We start from the raw sequence: 17,843 nt of genomic DNA, 5'->3' as shown, positions 1-17,843 counted from the left end.
CGGCGGAAGGGTGAGGGTCGATTGCAGCCAGATGCTACCCTCATCCTTCCCACTCGCTACGCGAGCGGGCCCCTTCCTTCCCCCAAAGGGAGAAGGAGAAAGGCGGCGCCCGGATGGTCCGGACGCCGCCTCGTTAATTGTCGTTAGCCGTCAGCGTTTAAGCAAAAAGCTTCGCCCAACGCCGCTCGGGACGGTCCTTCCACAGGCCACGATGATACGCATCGCTCGCCAGCAGCGGCATTACCGATCCGGCCTCGGCGAATACCATCTGCTCGATGCCGGTGTTGACCTTGCCCCAGCTCGCCGCTTCCTGCAGCGTCGAGGACGAGCAGGCGCCGTCGCGGACGTCGGCGACGGTGATCTGCACGGCATATTTGTGCACTTCGACATCCTCGTGGCCGAGGATCTCGGCGCAAACCACGGTGTCCTGGACGAAGTTCTTCGGCACGCCGCCGCCGATCATCAACAGGCCGGTAGTCCCGGCCTGGATCTTGATCTCGGTCAGCTCGCGGAAGTCGGCGATCGCGTCGAGCACCATATAGGGCTGACCCGACTTGGCGCGGTCGACCTGGTGCTTGACCAGGCCGAAGCCCGCCGACGAGTCGACGAACGCCGGGCAGAAGATCGGCACGTCGTGCTCGTAGGCGAGCTTGACCAAGCTGTTGTCCTTCTTGCCATGCTCGGCGAGATACTTGCCCATCTCGCGGATGAACGCGCGGCTCGAATAGGGCTTGGCTTCCAGGCTGTCGGCGATCTTCAGGATCGTGTGATCGCAATCCTGGAGCTGCTCCTCGTCGATATAGGTGTCGTAGATGCGGTCGATATAGAGCGAGCGCAGCGTATCGTCGTCCGGGATTTCAAGCGCTTGGTAGTGCTTGTGACCAAGACCCTCGAAGAAATCCATGTCGACGATCGAGGCGCCGGTCGCGACCACCACGTCGACCATGTTGTTGCGGATCAACTCGGCATACAGGTCCATGCAGCCGCCGGCCGAGGTCGAACCGGCGATGACCAGAACGACGGTGCAATCCTTGTCCGCCAGCATCTGATTGTAGATCTTGGTCGCGCGGCCGAGGTCGCGGCTAGTGAAGCTCATGTCGCTCATCGCGTCGACGATCGGACGCGCGTCGAACGATGTGATGTCGATATGCTTGACCGTCTTCGACAGCAATTCCGCCTTGCGGGTGTCGTTGATCGGCGCGTTGGCAGCCGCGGTCTTGGTCAGGGTGTCGGTCATGGGTTCAATTCCCGTTTTCTCATGCCGCCGTCGTTCAAGGGGACGCGGAAACCCGTAAGAAAATAGCCGTCACCCCAGCGAAAGCTGGGGTCTCAAGCAGTAGGAATACTGCGCGAGATGCCAGCTTTCGCTGGCATGACGACTGTGGATGGTAGCTGTTACAGCTTTACGACGTTCGACGCGACCTCGCGGTCCTCGCTCAGGTAAAGCGACGCCATGGGCTCGTCGTCGACGATCACCGTCTCGTCCGATCCGAAGCCGTTGAACGCGGTCCGCATCGCCGAGCCATAGGCGCCGAGCATCCCGATCTCGAGATAATCGCCCGCACGCACATCCGCCGGCAGCATGAACGGCCCGCGCATATGGTCGAGATCGTCGCAGGTCGGGCCATAGAAGCTGAACGCCATGTCCCTGGCATTGCTGTCGGGCTCGCGCAGCAGCGTTACCGGAAACCGCCATGCGATATGCGCGGCGTCGAACAGCGCGCCATAGGCGCCGTCGTTGATGTACAATTCGTCGCCGCGCCTCTTTTCGACGCGCACGATGATCGAGCTGTACTCGGCGCACAAGGCACGGCCCGGCTCGGCCCAGAGCTCGGCCGAATAGGAAATCGGCAGGCTCTCGAACGCGCGGTGGATCGTCTCGAAATAATGTTCGAGCGGCGGGGGCTCCATGCCGGGATAGGTCGACGGAAAGCCGCCACCGACATCGACGACGTCGACCGTCACGCCGGCTTCCACGATCGCCTGGCGCACGCGCTCCATCGCCTCGGCATAAGCCGCCGGGGTCATCGCCTGGCTGCCGACATGGAAGCAGATGCCCAAAGCATCGGCGGTCTGCCGCGCCTGGAACAGCAACTCCTTCGATTCGCCCGGCGCCACGCCGAACTTCGACGCAAGGCTGAGCTTGGAATGCTCGGACGACACGCGCAGGCGCACGCACAGCGTAAGGTCGCTCGCGCCGTGGGTGGCGCGGACGATCTTGTCGAGTTCCTCGATCGAATCGAGGCTGAACGTCTTCACGCCATGCGTGAAATACGCCTCGTGGATCGCTTCCTCGGCCTTGACCGGGTGCATGAAGCACAGGGTCGCGTCGGGCAACGTGCGCCGCACCAGCCGCACCTCGGCGATCGAGGCGACGTCGTAATGCGTGATGCCGCTGTCCCAGAGGATCTGGATCAGTTCGGGCGACGGATTCGCCTTGACGGCATACATCGAGCGGCCCGGAAACTTCTCGACGAAGAATCGGGCGGCGCGGGCGGCCGCATGCGGGCGAATGAGCGTGACCGGCTGAACCGGACGCTGATCAAGAGCAATCCCGCGGGCGGAATTACCAGGGGCTTTCGCTAGCCCCAGCGCGCTATGATGCTTGTGCAACTCAAGGGACCTCCAAGTGGCTTGCGCCGTACGGTGAAATGCTGCCTTGCGGTTGGAAGTCCCATGGGGCAGCGGGAAGCGGGCAGATAAGGTCCAAAGATTACCAAGTAAAGACTTTTTGGACCCGATTTTGATGAGCGGAGATGAAAAGTGACGATCGTGAGACAGCCAACGCGGGCAGGGGTCCGTGACGCCGCCGCAAAGATCGCGGCAATCCTGCCGCCGTCACCGCTTTTCACGCAGGAAATCAACGGCGTGACGATCGCCTTCAAGGCCGAATCGCTACAGCCGATCGGCGCGTTCAAGCTGCGCGGCGCCTGGCATCGGCTGACCGCGTTGGACGATCACCAGCGCGCGAAGGGCGTGGTCGCTTTCTCTTCGGGCAATCACGCCCAGGGAGTCGCCTGGGCGGCGAAACGGCTAGGCATTCCGGCGACGATCGTGATGCCGTCGGACGCGCCCAGGGCGAAGCGCGACGGCACGCTCGCGCTCGGGGCCGAAGTCGTGCCCTATGATCGCATGACCGAGGATCGGGTGAGGATCGCCGCCGAACTGGCCGAAGCGCGCGGCGCGGTGCTGGTGCCGAGCTTCGACGATCCCTGGATCATCGAAGGCCAAGGGAGCGCCGGGATCGAGGCGCGGCGGCAGATGGAGGCGATCGGATTGGGCGAACCCACGCATGTCGTGATTCCCTGCGGCGGCGGCGGGCTCGCGGCAGGGATCGCCCTTGGCCTGAGCGAAGCCAGGATCACCGTGGTCGAACCCGAGGGCTGGGACGATATGCGCCGCAGCCTCGAGGCAAGCTGGATCGAACCGGTCGGTCCCAATCCGCCACCGACCGCGTGCGACGCGTTGCAGACGCCGGTGGTCTCGCCGCTGACGTTCGAAGTGCTGGCACGGCGCGACGCCAAGGGTGTGGCCGTCAGTGAGGCGGAGGTCCGCGCGGCGCAGCGCTGGGCAGCGAGCAAGCTGCATCTCGTGGTCGAGCCGGGTGGAGCGGTCGGATTGGCGGCGCTGCTCGCCGGCAAGGTGGCCGCCGAGCCTGGCATGCTGGTGATCCTGTCGGGCGGCAATGTCGATATCGACGCTTATGCCAGGGCACTGGCCCCCGAACCGGCCGAGGCACCGGCTTTCCCGGCGCTGAGCGAAAGCGAATCGTGAGCGGCATGCAGGACATGGCCTATGCCGTCGCGATGATCGCGGCGGCGATCCTGGTCTATTTCGGCGTGCGATTGAGCCTCCGGCCCGACACGCGGACCAAGGGCGTGCTGATGGTGGTAATGGCGGTGGTGCTGGTGGGGAATGTGCTGGTCTGGACGCTGTAGATCTCGTCCGAGAGACGGGTCGCACCCAATCTTGGAATGCAACGAAAGCTAAATCGTCATGCCAGCCTTGTGCCGGCATCCACTGTGCAGCGCATCCATCGGCGTTTGGGTTTGCGGCCCGGTGGATGCCGGCACATGGCCGGCATGAGGGACAGACCTTATCGCATGCAATCCTAACCCACTTCCCGCCTCAACGCTTCGATCATGCCCGGAACCGCGGTCAGGCGCGCTTCTTCTTCGTCCAGGATCGCGTGGAACGCATTGCGCTTGATCGCGGCGACGCGCCCCGGCTTCATCCGCACGCGCGGCGGAAGCGCGGACACGATGATGTCGATCATTCGTTCGGCGCCGTGCAGCCGGCCCCAAAGATAGTCGTTTTCGCGATACGCGCGGCTGAAGAACGCGCCGAAGCTGTTGAACTGAATGCCTTTCAACGTCGCCTCGGCGCCTCCCTTGCGGATCGCGGTAGCGTCCTCCGGTGCGACGCGATCGACCTTGATCGGATCGAATTCGTCGAGCCCTTCGCCCTGGAGCAGCGGCAAGGTCGCGACGTCGAAAAAGGGGAAACCGAGATAGGTGAGCAATAGTGGCCGCTTCACGTCCTTCGCCATGCCGGCAAAGGCGTCGGCCAACTTGGCGTCGGTGTCGTCATCGAGGTCTTTGAGGTTGAGAGATGCCGCCAGCTTTTGGAGCAATGGCGCGGCGTCGTTGTGCAGGCTGCGGACGTCGCGGCGCAAGGCGAGATGCGTGTCCGTTCGCTTGGCCTCGAGATAAGCGGCGAGCGCGTCGTAGATCGCGTCGCGCGCAGCGGTGAGCTGCTCCTCGGACAAGTCTTCTTCCAGTTCGGCAAGCCTGCGTGCGACCAGCCGCAGCCGGCGAATACGGAAGCCGAGGTCGAACGAGCGCAGGAACAGGATCGCCGATTCGCTGGCCTTGCCGGCGAAGGTCAGCCCGCCGTCGCTGGCTTGCACCGCCGCCTCGACCGCCTGGCGGATACGGATGAGGCGGTCGGCCCCGGGCTCGCCCCCCACGGCGTGGAGCAGGTTGCTGATCAGGTCGATTACGCCCGCCACTTTGAGATGACCATAAGCGGCGTAGGAGTAACCCGCCTTTGCTGCTGCGGCATTTTGCGCCTTGATGCGCCAGTTCTTGAGGCGGGTCGCGGTCGGCGAGTCCATGAACAACGTATAGTCGAACAGGCTTTCGATCTGCGTCTCGACCTCGGGGCGGATCGACCGCGTGATCGCGCGCATCTTCTCGATCCGCTGGCTGCGTTCCTGGATTTCCTCCAGATTGTCGCGGATCGGTTGTTGCCGGGGAATCTCGGAGATCGCGCCAATGATCGTCTGGAAGAATCCCGGCGATGGCGCCGCGGTTGTGCCGAAATGGAAGCCGGCGCCGGGTGAGGGGTCGATATAGATGAACCGGCGGTCGACCTCGCGGCGCGCAGGGCGTTCGCGGAGCGCATCGATCGCCGGGCGGAACGGCGCGTTGACCAGCACCGATCCGTCGATCAGCACCGCGCTGTCGACCGCATTCACGGCATATTGCCGCGGCAGGGCGCGTTGCAGGAAGGCGTCGCGCGTCGGCCATGCCATTTCGCGATCGGTCAGCACCTTATCGAGCTCGGCGATGGTGAAGGGCGGGAAGGCACCCGGAAAGCTCGACGTGGCGCGCGCGGCGAAAACGAGTTCGGCCGGATCGGCGAACCCGCCCGTGCCGTGATCGGTGAACGGGATGACCAGGCGATGCTCGGTTTCCAACACCTCGGGCGGCGAATTGAGTTCGAGCCGTTCGGGATGGCCGCGGAAATCGGTAACGGTAACGAACAGATCGAGCGGCTGGCCGGCGGGCAGCAACCGGCCGTCGCCACCGCTCTCGGCCATCGCCGCCAGTGCATCGAGCACCAGATTGGTGAAACGCTCTCCGCCGAACGGCGGTTCGAACCAGCGTGAGCGGACGAAATGCGACAGCTTTTTCTCGACTTCGGCCCGTGCTTCCGAATCGACCAGTTCGTCGACCCGCGCCGCGCCGCGCCGCTGCGCCATCCAGGCGATCGGCAGCGCCCATACTTTGGCGAACCGGTGCGACGGCGCCGCCTCCGGGTCGATCAATGCCTCGACGTCGGCGACGTCGAGCCACAATTGGGTCAGCGGCTCCAGGCTTTGTCCGGTCGCCAATGCCTGCGCCAGGAACACCCCGTTGATCCCGCCCGCACTGGCGCCCGCGATGATATCGGGCAGCACGCGCAGCCGCATCTCGGCTTCCGCCTCGATCTCGCTCAGCAAGCCGCAATAGATATGTTCGGTCGATGTGACGCTCGGCGGCTGCCCCGAGTGAAACGCGCGGCTGGCCCGGGCCAGGCGCCAGATCTCCTTGGTGATGCCGTGCATATAGACCGCCAGGCTGATCCCGCCGTAGCAGACCAACGCCATGCGCAATTCCTTCTCGCGCGTCACGCTGCCTTCACCTCGGCCCAGATCGGTAGGTGGTCGGAGGCCCAGCGCGACGCATGGCTGACATGCACGCCGCAATCGACGATCGTCAGATCGGGCGAGGCCATGATCCGATCGAGCCGCCCGACCGGCCGGCGGGCATGAAAGCTGGGCCCGGTCGGCGCAAAGTGAAAACGCGAGCCGAAATCCTTGAGGCAGCCCGACGCGCGGGTCCACTCGTTGAGATCACCCATCATCACCGTCGGCAGTTGATGCGTACTGGCGTCGAGATGCGCCAGGATCGCGTCGGCCTGGCGCCGCCGCATCAGGCCCGACAAATCGAGGTGCATGCCGACCACGCGGATCGCCTGACCGTCGATGCGCAGATCGGCCATCACCGCGCCGCGCGGCTCCAGCGTCGGCAGATGGATCGCCTCGCAATCGACCACCTGGGCGTCGCGGCGGACCAGCAGCACATTGCCATGCCAACCGCTCGACAGCGGCCGCGATCCGAACGGCAGGGCCTTCCACGCGCCGTGATCGGACAGATGCTCGGAATCGAGAATCGCCGCACGCCGGCCGAACCGCCGGTCGGCCTCTTGCAGCGCGATCACATCGGCGTCGATTTCGTGCAGCACGGCCATGATCCGCTCCGGGCTGCGGATGCGATCGGTACCGACGCCTTTGCGGATATTGTAGCTCGCGACCTTGATCATTGGAGTTTGTGTGAACGCCTCCGGCTGGTGCGAGTTGCAGAGGACTAGCCCAAATGACCGGTGCGTGTCATCCCGCAGGCGCCATAATCGACCAAAGCTCTGCCAATTCGATCGCCGATGTCGCCCGCGTCCGCGCGTTGCTGATCGAGGCGGCCGTAGCGGGCGAGGCGGTCAGCTATTCGCACTTGCTTGCGCAATTGGGGCATCGCTTCACTCGGCCCAAGATGCGCGCGGTATGCAAGACGCTCGACGTGATCGACGATGCCGCCATCGCTGCAGGCGAACCAGAACTCGCCGTACTGGTCGTTCGCGAGTCGGATGGCCTGCCGGGCCAGGGTTGGTGGGGCGGTGCGCGGGCGTTCGTGCTGGGGTATGACGGGCCGTGGACGGGGCCGCGAGCGATGAAGCTGGTTCGCGAGCAGCAGCAGATCGCGTTCGACTATTGGCGGAGCCGGGACTGATAATCGCGGACGAGGCAAGGGCATCTTAAAATGAAAGATCGGGACGATAAAGATTTCTCTGTGCTTGCGATCGCTTCCGCCATGAGGGCGATCCGTGAGCTGCAGAGCATCGTCGACATCGCCGGCATCAACGACGAAACGAAAGATAGACATCGCGATGTGGCCCAAGCGGCCGCGGCCGTCATCTTCGACATAATGGATACGCTGGTGGCTCCGATCGAAGCAGCTCAACCAGCGTTAAAAGAGGAGATGCATCGAAGAATTTCGCTATTCGGTCGATGTTTCTAGACCTCGATCCAGGGCCTAGTTTCCACCCCACACCCCCGCTGCGGGTCGCTCAGCATGCTATCGGCAAAACCAATGCCACGCCCAATCATGCTCCGATCGCGCGGGCGTGGCGGTCGAATGATGCACTCGGTGGAGTGGACCAGAAAGATTTCCCGCGACCGGCACTTCGATCCGATCGCGTGTCCGATCACATGTGGCGCGACGATGCTCGCTTGTCGGAGATGTAGGGATGAACATTCGCGCCCCAATGGCTCTCGGTTTGGCCCTGCCCCTGGCGTTCGGTCTGCCGGCTGGGATCGGCCGCGCCGCCGACACGGCCGCAGTGCCGCAGCCGCCGCACGATGGGTCGCACGATTTCGACTTCGCGCGCGGCGTCTGGCACACCCACATCACTCGTGTGCTCGATCCGTTCGACGGCGGAACTCATATCACCACGTCCGACGGCACCAAGACCGCTATGCCGATCTGGGGCGGCCGCGGCTGGATCGAGCAGCTCGATGTCGATGGACAGGATGGACATTGGCAGGGAGCGACGATCTTTCTCTACAATGCGAAGTCGCACCAATGGAGCCAGTCGTACATCGACAGCGACAGCGCGGAGGTGGACACGCCCGGGATCGGTGAATTCAAGGACGGGAGGGGCGAGTTTTACGCGACCGGGAAATACAAGGACCGCAACGTCCTAGTGCGCGGGGTTTGGTCTGACATCACGACAGATTCGCACCGCTATGAGATCTCTTACTCGCGGGATGGCGGACGCACCTGGGCCGCCGTCTTCAAGGCTTATCTAACCCGCGTGAAGTAGGTCGGCTGGATAATTCTGCTTCTGCCGTGGATGACCTACCGGGCGGCAAACCAAAGTGCGCACCCCCTAGCTGTCGCCCCAGAACCCCGGTCGCGGCGCGCGGAGCTTCCCGCCGACGCATTCGACGCCCCCCTCCCGATCGTGCGCCAGCCATAGCGGACCGTCGAGATCGGCGAACACGCTGTCCACCGCGATCATCAGCGCCGGCGCGATCGATAGCGACGAGCAGACCATGCAGCCAGTCATCACGTCCAGCCCGCGCCGACGCGCTTCCTCCGCCAGCTGGAGCGCCGCGGTCAGGCCGCCGGCCTTGTCGAGCTTGATGTTCACGACGCCATAGCCATCGGGCAGCGCCCCAAGATTCGACGCTTCGTGCACCGACTCGTCGGCTGCGATCGGGATCGCCGAGACGAAGCCGGCGAGCGCGGCATCGTCGGCCGCCGGCAATGGTTGTTCGAGCAGGTCGACCTTCAGGTCGAGCAACAATTGCTGCAGCGAACGCACCTCGTCGATCGTCCAGCTTTCATTGGGATCGACGATCAGGCGGGGCAGGGGCGCCGCGTCGCGGACAGCGCGTAATTGGGCGGCGGGATCGGTGCGGTCGACCTTGACCTTGATCAGTGGCACGTCGGCCAGCGCCGCCGCCGCCACGCGCATGCGGTCGGGCGTGTCGAGGCCAACGGTCATTGCGGTCGCGATCGGACCAATCGGCTGTTTCAGGCCGATCATCGTCGCCACCTCGCTGTTCGTCAGACGCGCTTCGAGGTCCCACAATGCGCAATCGACTGCATTGCGGGCAGCGCCCGCCGGCATCAGCCGCAACAGCTCGTCACGCCCCGCACCGCTTTCCAGCGCACCTCGCACCGCGTCGATCGCGACGATCGTGCTGTCGATCGTCTCACCATAGCGTGGATAGGGAACGCATTCGCCGCGTCCAGCCACGCCGTCCTGTTCGATCCGCACGGTTACGACCTCGGCGGCGGTCTTGGTCCCGCGCGAGATGCGGAACGGGGTGCTGAGCGGGAAGGTCTCGGGCTGGATCGTTATCGTGCGGCGCATGATGGCGATCAGGCGGTCTGCTTGGCGCCCGCACGGGCAGGTTCGCCGAGCAACGTGTCGAGAATGGCATCGACGCCGAACCGGAACGGATCGGAACAGGGGAGATTCGTCTCGTCCGCGGTCCGGGCGCACAGCGCGCGCGCCTCGTCCTCGGGCATGGCAGAGGTGTTGAGCGCGATGCCGACGGCTCGCACGTTCGGGCTGGTCAACCGGGCGACCTGAAGATTGGCGGCCAGACACTCGGCGATTCCGGGCAGGCCGAAATGCGGCAGGCCGCGCATATGCTTGCGGACCGGGTCGTGGCACATGACGATCGCATCGGGCTGGGCGCCGTGCAGCAGTCCGGTGGAAACGCCCGCGAAGGACGGGTGGAACAGGGATCCCTGGCCTTCGATCAGATCCCAGCCGCCGTCGGTCCTGGCGGGCGACAATTGCTCGATCGCGCCCGAAATGAAGTCGGCGATCACCGCATCGAGCGGCACACCGCTTCCCGCCACCAGGATGCCGGTCTGGCCGGTGGCGCGGAAATCCGCCTTGACGCCGCGCTCGGTCAACCCTCGTGTCAGGCACAAGGTGGTGTACATCTTGCCGACCGAGCAATCGGTGCCGACGGTCAGCAGGCGGTTGCCCGCGCGCGGTTTGCCGTTGCCGACCGGAATGCCCTGCTGCGGATCGCGCACGTCATGCAAGGCGCGGCCGAGCAGGCGCGCCGCCTCGACCAGCCGCGGCTCATCCTTGAGGCGCTGGTGAAGGCCCGATGCGATGTCGAGCCCCGCTTCCATCGCCGAGATCGCGTCGGCAACCATGTCCTCGCCCAGTGTGCCGCCGGCATTGGCGACGCCCAGGATCAGCGTCTTGGCGCCAGCCGCGGCCGCCGTTGCGAAATCCATTCGCGGCAAGTCGAGCGTCAGCCGGCAATCGTCGTGGCGGAACTCACCCACGCACACTTCCGGCCGGAATACGGCCAGCCCGCGCGACGTCTTGATACCGGCATGGTCGTTCGAGTGACCGAGATACAGAAGGTAAGGCGTGGCGATCATGTCGGTTCGGCTGCAAATTTCGAGGGAGGACAAACTGTATCGCCGCACCCGGATCAGCCCCAATATTTAACGCCACGGCCCCTATAGCGTGGGGCTATAGCTTATCGATCACGTCCGCCAGAAGGTCGAGGAATTCGGAGGCGGTGTGGGTCGGCGGGCGGTCCTGCATATAGACGGCGTTGATATCGAAAGTGATCGCGGGCTGGAGCGGGCGCGAGGCGAGCCCTGGCGCGATCGAGGCCTGTGCGGTGAAATTGTCGACGATCGCCATGCCGACGCCGGCTCGGACCAGGGCGGCAGCGACATAATAGGTTCGCGCCGACACGACTTCGTCGAGCACGACGCCCAATTGGCTTAGTTCGCTCGACAACATGCGGCCGATCGGGCCCGATTGCACGGGGCTGATGAACTTGTGCTCGCGCAAGTCGGAGAGGTGAACGCGCGATGGCGCGTCGGGAAAATCCTCCTCGCGGTAGAGCACGACCAATTCGCCTTCGCCGATCACCTGATGCCCGACGGGTGCAGCCGGCGGCACCTCATAGCTGATCGCGATATCGGTCTCGCGCTCGTACAATTTGCGGACCATTTCGTCGTGATGGAGCGTCTGCAGGTCGAACAGGATATCCTCATGTCCGCGCAGGAATTCCGCGACCGCGTCGGGAATGGCGCCCAGGCCAAGCGACGGAAGCGCCGAGATGCGCAACAGGCTGCCCCTGCCGAGCCGCATATTGTGGCACGCCTGACGCAGCGAGCGCACGCGATCCTGGATTTCCGATACTTCGCCGAATAGCGCCCGCGCATCCTGGGTTGGGATCAGTCTGCCACGGGCACGCTCGAACAGCGGCAGGCCGATCGAATCTTCGGCGTGGCGGAGGACCTTGGTGACGGAAGGCTGCGAGACGTTGAGCGAGCGCGCCGCGGCGCTGACCGTGCCGTGCAGATAGACGGCGTGGAAGACTTCGAGCTGGCGCAGGTTCATGTCTTGGCCCTCTTGATACCCGCGTCGAAAACGCCGGTCATCGAACACCGCGTTGGATTTGCTCGTCATTGCGACGGCGGCGCCCGCTAACGGCCTGGGAATGACGCGGTTTCCCCGTACCTATTCCCTAAAGCTATGGATTGCAAAGTCCGCCCCGGAGCGCAGCCTCGAAAAGAGCAGGGGCGCCACGCGACTTTCGATCACGCGACGCCCCAGGGGAGGGACTCTGGATCAGCGCAGCTTGATGCGAACGCCGACGCGGAAGGTACGTCCGAGCATGTCGGAATAGGTCGTATTGGCAGCCAGACCGGTCTCAGGGACCAACAACGGCCAGCGGTTGAAGAGGTTGGTCACGTTGACGAAGAATTGCGCATCGGACTTGTTGTTGATCTTGATGTTCTGCGTCAGGTTGAGATCGACATAGAACAGCCCCGACACGCGATTGTTGTCATAGGTCGGGTAGCTGGTGCTCGATACCGGACAAGTGGTCTGGCACTCGATGCCGTTGGAGGCATACTTGCCCGAACTCACGCCGCGCGCCACCGCTGTGATCGACGTGGTCGGCAAATCCAGCGTGCCGCTGAAATGGAATATCCAGCTCGGCGTGCTGCCCTGGCCGCCGTTTACGCCTGCGGTGTTGACCGCGACCGACCCCTGGATGCCCGTATAAACGAGATTGTCGAGATAGTTGGTCGCCGTGCCGCGAAGGGTGAAGGCGCTCTGCCCACCCAGCGGGATCCGATAGGCCGCCTCATAGTCGATGCCGCGAACAAGTTGGCGCGAGAAGTTGAACGGCTGGGTGCGGAACAGCAGCCTCAGCGGATTAGCTGGATCAACGGTATAGGCGGCGCAGAAGTCCTGATTTCCCAAGGCGCAAAGGTTGATGATGTCCTGCGCGCCGAACGAGCCGATCGCGTCCTTAATCTCGATGCGGAAGTAATCGATCGACGCGTTGAAGCCCTTGAGGAACCGGGGCGTGATGACCGCGCCGATGTTCCAGGAATTCGACTTTTCGGGCTTCAGGTTGGGATTGCCGACCACCGTCGCCGAATAGCCATAGCTTGCCTGCGGGTTGGCTACCGGATCCTTGTCGTAGAATGGATTGTGAACCGAATCGCTGTTCGAGCCGCCCGTCTGATAGAGATCGCTGAGGTTGGGCGCCCGGATGTCACGCGAGCGCGTCACGCGGAAGCGAATGTCCCGTATCGGTTGCCAGGTGAGACCGGCCTTCCAAGTCGTGACATAGCCCGACGTCGAATAATCGGTTGCACGCACCGCGCCGTTGAACTCGAGGCCCAGGCCGAGCGGCACTACGGTTTCGAGATAAGCTTCCTTCACGTTGTAGCTGCCGTTTGTCGGGAGATAGTTCCCGACCGACCAGGTATTCGTCGTGCTCGCACGTCCTTGCGAGTCGACGGTGATGATTGGCCGGTACTGCGGCGGGACGTAGCCCTTGATGCTTTCTTCGCGATATTCAGCGCCGACTGCGACGCTGACATCGCCTGCCCAGGTGGCGAACGGCGTGAGCGCCAGATTAGCACCGGTAACCTTCTGTTCGGCGATCTCGTCGCGTTCGGGATTGCCGAGTACATAAGCGAAGGCGGCGGGGTTGGCGACGCCGACGCCCAGACGGTTGAGCGGGATGCAGCCATTGGTCGGACTGGTCAGCGACGACCGGCAGACGATCGTTCCCGCCGCCACGCCAAGCGCGTTGCCGGCGGGCGCGAACACCGCGTCGGTCGCGTTGAGCATGTTCTGGGTGTTCATGATATTGGTCAGCTGCTCACGCATGTCGGCACGACCATATTGGGCATAAATGTCCCAATGCGCGGCCTTACCGAACGCCTGGAACTGACCATCGGCGCCAATCACGTAACGCTGTACCTTGCGCTCGTTGTTTACGCCGCGGTAGGGTAGGTCGGCCGCAGTCGTCGAGACTAACACGTTAGAGATGCCCGCCAACCGTGCCGGTCCGAGCGTGTTGATGAGGAAGGCATTGTCGTTCAGGTACTTGATGCTGGTCGACAGGTTAGGCCCGGCGTTGAATACCGATTTCTCTCGATTGTATGATCCCTCGAAGAAAATCTCGACATTGTCCGCGATGTCGTAGCTCAGGCGGCCAAAGACACCGTAGCGGCTGTCCTCGGGCATCAGGCCGATGCGGCGGCCTGAATCATTGATCCGCCAATCACCGCCCTGGGTCAGCGACGGTCCCGACGCACCGGTGATCGCCGGATAGGTCAACGTGCCGAACTGATATTGGTTTACCGACCCGCCTTGGCCGAAGTAAATCCCGCGCAGGCTATTCGCCACGGTGCCGGCCGAATTGATGATGAGGCCGCCTGGCGTCGAGTTCGCCGCGCCCACCTGGCGCAGGGTTGTCAGATATTGCGGGACGGTGTTGTTGAGCTTGGAGTCATAGGCCGGATTGGGAATGCGGACATAGCCTGTCGCGTTCCAGTCGCGGTCGACCTCGAATATGCCGTCCTGATGCGCGACCTCGGCATTGAACACAATGTGGCCGCGGCCGCCAGCGAAGGCGGTGCCGGCGGTCAGCGTGGCCGAATAATTGCCGCCGTCGCCATAGGTGGTGACGCCGCGGTCGGCCGAGATCTTCAGACCTTCATATTTCTTGTCGAGGATGAAGTTGACCACGCCGGCCACCGCGTCCGAACCATAGGCCGCCGAGGCGCCGCCGGTGACGATCTCGACGCTCTTCACCAGTCCTTGCGGGATCGTGTTGATGTCGACGATGTCGTTGACCGTCGAGCCGACCGAGCGGTGGCCGTCTATCAATACTAAGGTCCGCGTGCCGGTTGACTGGTTGTCGAGGTTGCGCAGGTTGAGCGCGTTGATGCCCGCCTGGCCGCTCGACAGGTTGAGGCGCGAGTTGGCCGGCTTGGTCGAACCCGCGAGCGCGGGAAGCGTATTGACGAAATCGGCCAGGTTGTTGGTCGGCGACTGCGTTTCGATCTCTTTTTGCGTCAGCACCGTCAGCGGTTGCGGTGACTGGAACCCGCTGCGCACGATGCGCGAGCCCGTGACGACAATGTCGGAACCGTCGACCGGGGCCGCGGCCGTCTGAGCATCCTGCGGCGCCGCCTGGGCGTCCTGCGGCGCGGCTGGAGCCGTCTGCGCGAAGGCCGGCGCGCTATGAACGACGGCCAGCGCCGTCATGGCGATGCCCGCCGCGTAACGGCGGTCGATCCGCGGATGAATACGCCCGAAAATTGACATTCAAACAACCCCTTTGGCTTGCGATCAGACCGATATGGAGGACCTCCTCCAACGTGCGCGGCGCGCCGAGACCTGATTTCCTAGCTTGGACCATGTGGCTGTCGATCAGCCCATGTGTCCCACCTGCATTTGTCGGCGGGACGTACCGGAGAGCCGATTGGCTTGCTCCCGCCATCCCTGCCTTTTTGGAAGGAGACCCTCCGCTGTGTTGCGGAAACATGTCACTTCCGAGACGGGAGGTTACAGGGCGCCAAAAGGGGGTCAATACAAGTGGCGTTACTATGATTTAGCTTGGGTATAGCCTAGGGGAATAGGGGTGGCGGGCCGTCAATAGCCGACGGCTATAGGCAATGCCCGGGTTGCTATGCATTTTGCCTAACCGGCTGCGATAGGGTCTCGATTCATGGCGATAACGATTGGGTGATGACGATTGGGACCCTTGATGATTCAGCGTCGCGCGTTCCTCTTGAGCTCGGTTGCGATGCTTACTCTGCCGGTTGCGAGCACGGCCCGCCAAATGAATAAGCCAGGCCCCGAGCGCGGCGGTACCATCCGGCTGCCGGGCGCGCGGGCGCCGATCGAGATACTCGAGGATGCGATGGGCGTCCCGCATATCCGCGCCAAATCCAAGCATGACGCCTTCTTCGGCCAGGGGTACGTTGTCGCGCGCGACCGGATGTTCCAGCTCGACTGGGACTATCGTCGCGAGCTCGGGCGTATGGCGGAAGTGTTCGGCCCGCGCTTCGTCACCGCGGATCGGGCGGCGCGGCTGTTCCTCTATCGCGGCGACGTGGATGCCGAACTCAAGTCGCTGCCGCCCGAAGTGCTCGATTGCGCGCGCGGTTATGTCGCCGGGATCAACGCGCGGATCGACGAGCTAGAGGCCGATCCCAGCCAGTTGCCGCCCGAATTCGGCATATTGGGCATCACGCCGCTGCGCTGGGACGTGCGCGATCTCGTCCGCTTGCGCGGGGGCGGATTGGGCGATGCCGATGACGAGGTGCGCCACGCGCAGCTTCAGGCGTGCGGCCTGCTCGACTATGACCGGTTCATGGATCCGCTGCGCCCGGCGTGGCAATTCACCGTGCCGGAGGGGCTCGATTGCGCGGCGGTCGGCGAGGTCGATCTCGGCATCCTGCTCGAAGGCTCGGCTCCGCTACCGTTCGGCCAGAAGATCGCCGCGTACGACCGCGACATCGATCGCATCGACCGCATCGCGCAAGGCAGCAACGCCTGGACCGTCGCCGGCAGCCGCACCGCGACCGGCCGGCCGATCCTGGCCAACGATCCGCATCTCGGAATCGGTGGGCTCAGCCCGCGGCATATCGCGCATCTGACCGCGCCGGGGCTGGACGTGATCGGCGGCGGCGACCCCGGCCTGCCCGGGATCATGCAGGGTCATACCGATCGCTTTGCCTTCGGGCGGACCAATTTCCATATCGACCAGACCGACCTGTTCATCCTCAAGACGCGCGAGGACGATCCCGAGCAATATTGGCACAACGGCCAATGGAAGCGCTTCGAGACGGTCGAGGAAGAGATCGTGGTCAAGGACGCGCCGGCCGAGCGCGTGACCTTGCGCTATTCGCAAGGCCGACCGGTCATCTCGCAGGATCCCGCGCGTCAACGCGCCGTCGTCCAGGCCAGCGTCGCGCTGCTGCCGGGCGCGAACATGCGGTTCGCGATCATCGCGATCAACTTGGCGCACGATTGGGCGTCGCTGCGCCAGGCGCTCAAGATCCACGTCTCGCCGACCAATCATCATTACGCCGACATCCACGGCAATACCGGGTGGCAGGCGAGCGGGTTCACGCCCAAGCGGCCGAAGCATGATGGCCTGTTTCCCGCGCCGGGCGACGGCAGCTACGACTGGACCGGCATCCTCTCGGTCGAGGAAATGCCCAGCAGCTATAATCCCAAAGCCGGCTGGTTCGCCTCCGCCAATCAGATGAATCTGCCGTCCGACTATCCGTATCGCGAGCGCAAGATCAGCTTCAGCTGGAGCGATTCCTATCGCTATGATCGCATCGCCGAGGTGCTGAACAGCCAGCCGAAGCATCGTGTCGAGGATAGCGTCGCGCTCCAGCACGACGTGCAATCGCTGCCGGCGCGGGCGCTGGTAAAGCTGCTGCCCACGACCCTGTCGCCCGAAGCTACCCCGGCGGCGGCGCTGTTGCGGCAATGGAATTGCGGCATCGCGGCGGATAGCGCGGCGGCACTGCTGTACGAACAGGTCATGCCGGAACTGTCCTCGGCGTTTCGCGACCTCGTCATTCCCAAGGCGGCGCGCGATCTTCTCAAGACGATGAACCTGTCGGAGATGCTGCGCGCGCTCGCCAATCCCGATCATTATCTCGGCGATAATCCTGTGGCGGCGCGCGACGCGTTGCTGGACAAGGCGCTGGCGGCAGGATGGACCAAGGCGGTCGAGCTCGCCGGCCCCGATCCGGCGCAATGGCGCTGGGGCGACCTGCACCAGGTGTCGATCGCCCACCCGTTGTCAGCCTCGCCCGCGATCGCGGCGGCTTTCCCCAAGATCGATGGCGGCCGTTCGGGCGGCGACAGCTACACCGTCATGGCACGTGGCGTGAACCTGGGCCGCAAGACCTTCAACGTCCTGCACGGCGCGAGCTACCTGCTCGTCGCCGATGTCGGCGCCTGGGATAATAGCCGCGTGCTCCTGCTGCCGGGTCAGTCGGCCGACCCGCGTTCGCCGCACTACCGCGACTGGTATCAGGATTGGCTGGCGGGCGACATGCAGCCTTTGTGGTTCAGCAAAGCGGCGGTGGATAAAGCCGCGGTGACGCGGACTACAATCGCGCCGGCAAAGGGGTGAGCCGCCAAATTCCTCCCTGGGACGGGGAGGGGGCCGCGCGCGCTAGAGT

Annotated in this window: 14 protein-coding genes; 6 read left to right on the top strand and 8 right to left on the bottom strand. The window is 64.1% G+C overall.

Going from position 1 to position 17,843, the window contains the following annotated elements; all coding sequences use genetic code 11:
* Positions 1 to 157: 157 nt before the first annotated feature.
* Positions 158 to 1,237, bottom strand: coding sequence for a 1,9-bis(guanidino)-5-aza-nonane synthase (locus SPR01S_RS18275; protein ID WP_066592198.1), 1,080 nt, complete (start codon positions 1,235 to 1,237; stop codon positions 158 to 160).
* 158 nt (positions 1,238 to 1,395) lie between these two features.
* Positions 1,396 to 2,613: a type III PLP-dependent enzyme domain-containing protein gene (locus SPR01S_RS18270; RefSeq protein ID WP_084251288.1), complete on the bottom strand. Its 1,218-nt coding sequence runs from the start codon at positions 2,611 to 2,613 to the stop codon at positions 1,396 to 1,398.
* A 150-nt stretch (positions 2,614 to 2,763) separates the two neighbouring features.
* Here SPR01S_RS18270 and SPR01S_RS18265 point away from each other — a divergent pair, with 150 nt between their 5' ends.
* A complete protein-coding gene (locus SPR01S_RS18265) occupies positions 2,764 to 3,774 on the top strand; it encodes a threonine ammonia-lyase (protein ID WP_066592195.1) in 1,011 nt (336 codons plus the stop codon).
* Positions 3,771 to 3,938 (top strand): hypothetical protein, encoded by a 168-nt coding sequence (locus SPR01S_RS21880; RefSeq protein ID WP_169803465.1) that lies wholly within the window; start codon positions 3,771 to 3,773, stop codon positions 3,936 to 3,938. The genes SPR01S_RS18265 and SPR01S_RS21880 overlap by 4 nt, the downstream gene beginning before the upstream one ends.
* A 173-nt stretch (positions 3,939 to 4,111) precedes the next feature.
* Here SPR01S_RS21880 and SPR01S_RS18260 read toward each other — a convergent pair whose 3' ends face one another.
* Both SPR01S_RS18260 and SPR01S_RS18255 read right to left on the bottom strand, forming a co-directional pair.
* A complete protein-coding gene (locus SPR01S_RS18260) occupies positions 4,112 to 6,373 on the bottom strand; it encodes a patatin-like protein (RefSeq protein WP_066592203.1) in 2,262 nt (753 codons plus the stop codon).
* A gap of 20 nt (positions 6,374 to 6,393) precedes the next feature.
* Entirely contained in the window at positions 6,394 to 7,089 is a 696-nt protein-coding gene (locus SPR01S_RS18255; protein WP_066592193.1) for an endonuclease/exonuclease/phosphatase family protein, read from the bottom strand.
* Positions 7,090 to 7,142: 53 nt separating this feature from the next.
* On the opposite strand from SPR01S_RS18255, the gene SPR01S_RS18250 reads away from it, so the two are divergent.
* The 3 genes from SPR01S_RS18250 (at position 7,143) to SPR01S_RS18240 (ending at position 8,643) form a co-directional block, all read left to right on the top strand.
* Positions 7,143 to 7,550 (top strand): ribose-phosphate pyrophosphokinase, encoded by a 408-nt coding sequence (locus SPR01S_RS18250; protein ID WP_066592191.1) that lies wholly within the window; start codon positions 7,143 to 7,145, stop codon positions 7,548 to 7,550.
* 30 nt (positions 7,551 to 7,580) lie between these two features.
* Positions 7,581 to 7,838, top strand: a complete 258-nt coding sequence (locus SPR01S_RS18245; protein WP_066592189.1) for a hypothetical protein — start codon at positions 7,581 to 7,583, stop codon at positions 7,836 to 7,838.
* Between the two features lie 229 nt (positions 7,839 to 8,067).
* On the top strand, positions 8,068 to 8,643 hold the full coding sequence (locus SPR01S_RS18240) for a hypothetical protein (protein WP_218016778.1): 576 nt from the start codon (positions 8,068 to 8,070) through the stop codon (positions 8,641 to 8,643).
* A gap of 66 nt (positions 8,644 to 8,709) precedes the next feature.
* Here the strand turns inward: SPR01S_RS18240 and dgcA are convergent, their stop codons facing one another.
* The 4 genes from dgcA to SPR01S_RS18220 all read right to left on the bottom strand — a co-directional run bounded on the left by dgcA (position 8,710) and on the right by SPR01S_RS18220 (position 14,958).
* Positions 8,710 to 9,702 (bottom strand): N-acetyl-D-Glu racemase DgcA, encoded by a 993-nt coding sequence (gene dgcA, locus SPR01S_RS18235; RefSeq protein WP_066592184.1) that lies wholly within the window; start codon positions 9,700 to 9,702, stop codon positions 8,710 to 8,712.
* 8 nt (positions 9,703 to 9,710) lie between these two features.
* Positions 9,711 to 10,742, bottom strand: a complete 1,032-nt coding sequence (dgcN, locus tag SPR01S_RS18230) for an N-acetyltransferase DgcN (protein ID WP_066592182.1) — start codon at positions 10,740 to 10,742, stop codon at positions 9,711 to 9,713.
* A 94-nt stretch (positions 10,743 to 10,836) separates the two neighbouring features.
* Positions 10,837 to 11,721, bottom strand: coding sequence for a LysR family transcriptional regulator (locus SPR01S_RS18225; protein WP_066592200.1), 885 nt, complete (start codon positions 11,719 to 11,721; stop codon positions 10,837 to 10,839).
* Positions 11,722 to 11,952: 231 nt separating this feature from the next.
* A complete protein-coding gene (locus SPR01S_RS18220; protein ID WP_066592181.1) occupies positions 11,953 to 14,958 on the bottom strand; it encodes a TonB-dependent receptor plug domain-containing protein in 3,006 nt (1,001 codons plus the stop codon).
* A 517-nt stretch (positions 14,959 to 15,475) separates the two neighbouring features.
* On the opposite strand from SPR01S_RS18220, the gene SPR01S_RS18215 reads away from it, so the two are divergent.
* Positions 15,476 to 17,794: a penicillin acylase family protein gene (locus tag SPR01S_RS18215; protein ID WP_439646757.1), complete on the top strand. Its 2,319-nt coding sequence runs from the start codon at positions 15,476 to 15,478 to the stop codon at positions 17,792 to 17,794.
* The last annotated feature ends 49 nt before the right edge of the window (positions 17,795 to 17,843 follow it).

It is taken from the genome of Sphingomonas pruni NBRC 15498 (genome assembly GCF_001598455.1).
In the GTDB taxonomy this organism is placed as follows: domain Bacteria; phylum Pseudomonadota; class Alphaproteobacteria; order Sphingomonadales; family Sphingomonadaceae; genus Sphingomonas; species Sphingomonas pruni.
The sequence above is the reverse complement of the archived record's forward strand: the minus strand, read 5'-3'. Positions and strand labels throughout refer to the sequence as shown.

Coding starts and splice junctions, on each gene's coding strand:
- SPR01S_RS18275 (WP_066592198.1), bottom strand. CDS start 1,237: ATGACCGACACCCTGACCAAGACCGCGGCTGCCAACGCGCCGATCAAC.
- SPR01S_RS18260 (WP_066592203.1), bottom strand. CDS start 6,373: ATGGCGTTGGTCTGCTACGGCGGGATCAGCCTGGCGGTCTATATGCAC.
- SPR01S_RS18255 (WP_066592193.1), bottom strand. CDS start 7,089: ATGATCAAGGTCGCGAGCTACAATATCCGCAAAGGCGTCGGTACCGAT.
- SPR01S_RS18250 (WP_066592191.1), top strand. CDS start 7,143: ATGACCGGTGCGTGTCATCCCGCAGGCGCCATAATCGACCAAAGCTCT.
- SPR01S_RS18245 (WP_066592189.1), top strand. CDS start 7,581: ATGAAAGATCGGGACGATAAAGATTTCTCTGTGCTTGCGATCGCTTCC.
- SPR01S_RS18240 (WP_218016778.1), top strand. CDS start 8,068: ATGAACATTCGCGCCCCAATGGCTCTCGGTTTGGCCCTGCCCCTGGCG.
- dgcA (WP_066592184.1), bottom strand. CDS start 9,702: ATGCGCCGCACGATAACGATCCAGCCCGAGACCTTCCCGCTCAGCACC.
- dgcN (WP_066592182.1), bottom strand. CDS start 10,742: ATGATCGCCACGCCTTACCTTCTGTATCTCGGTCACTCGAACGACCAT.
- SPR01S_RS18225 (WP_066592200.1), bottom strand. CDS start 11,721: ATGAACCTGCGCCAGCTCGAAGTCTTCCACGCCGTCTATCTGCACGGC.
- SPR01S_RS18220 (WP_066592181.1), bottom strand. CDS start 14,958: ATGTCAATTTTCGGGCGTATTCATCCGCGGATCGACCGCCGTTACGCG.
- SPR01S_RS18215 (WP_439646757.1), top strand. CDS start 15,476: ATGAATAAGCCAGGCCCCGAGCGCGGCGGTACCATCCGGCTGCCGGGC.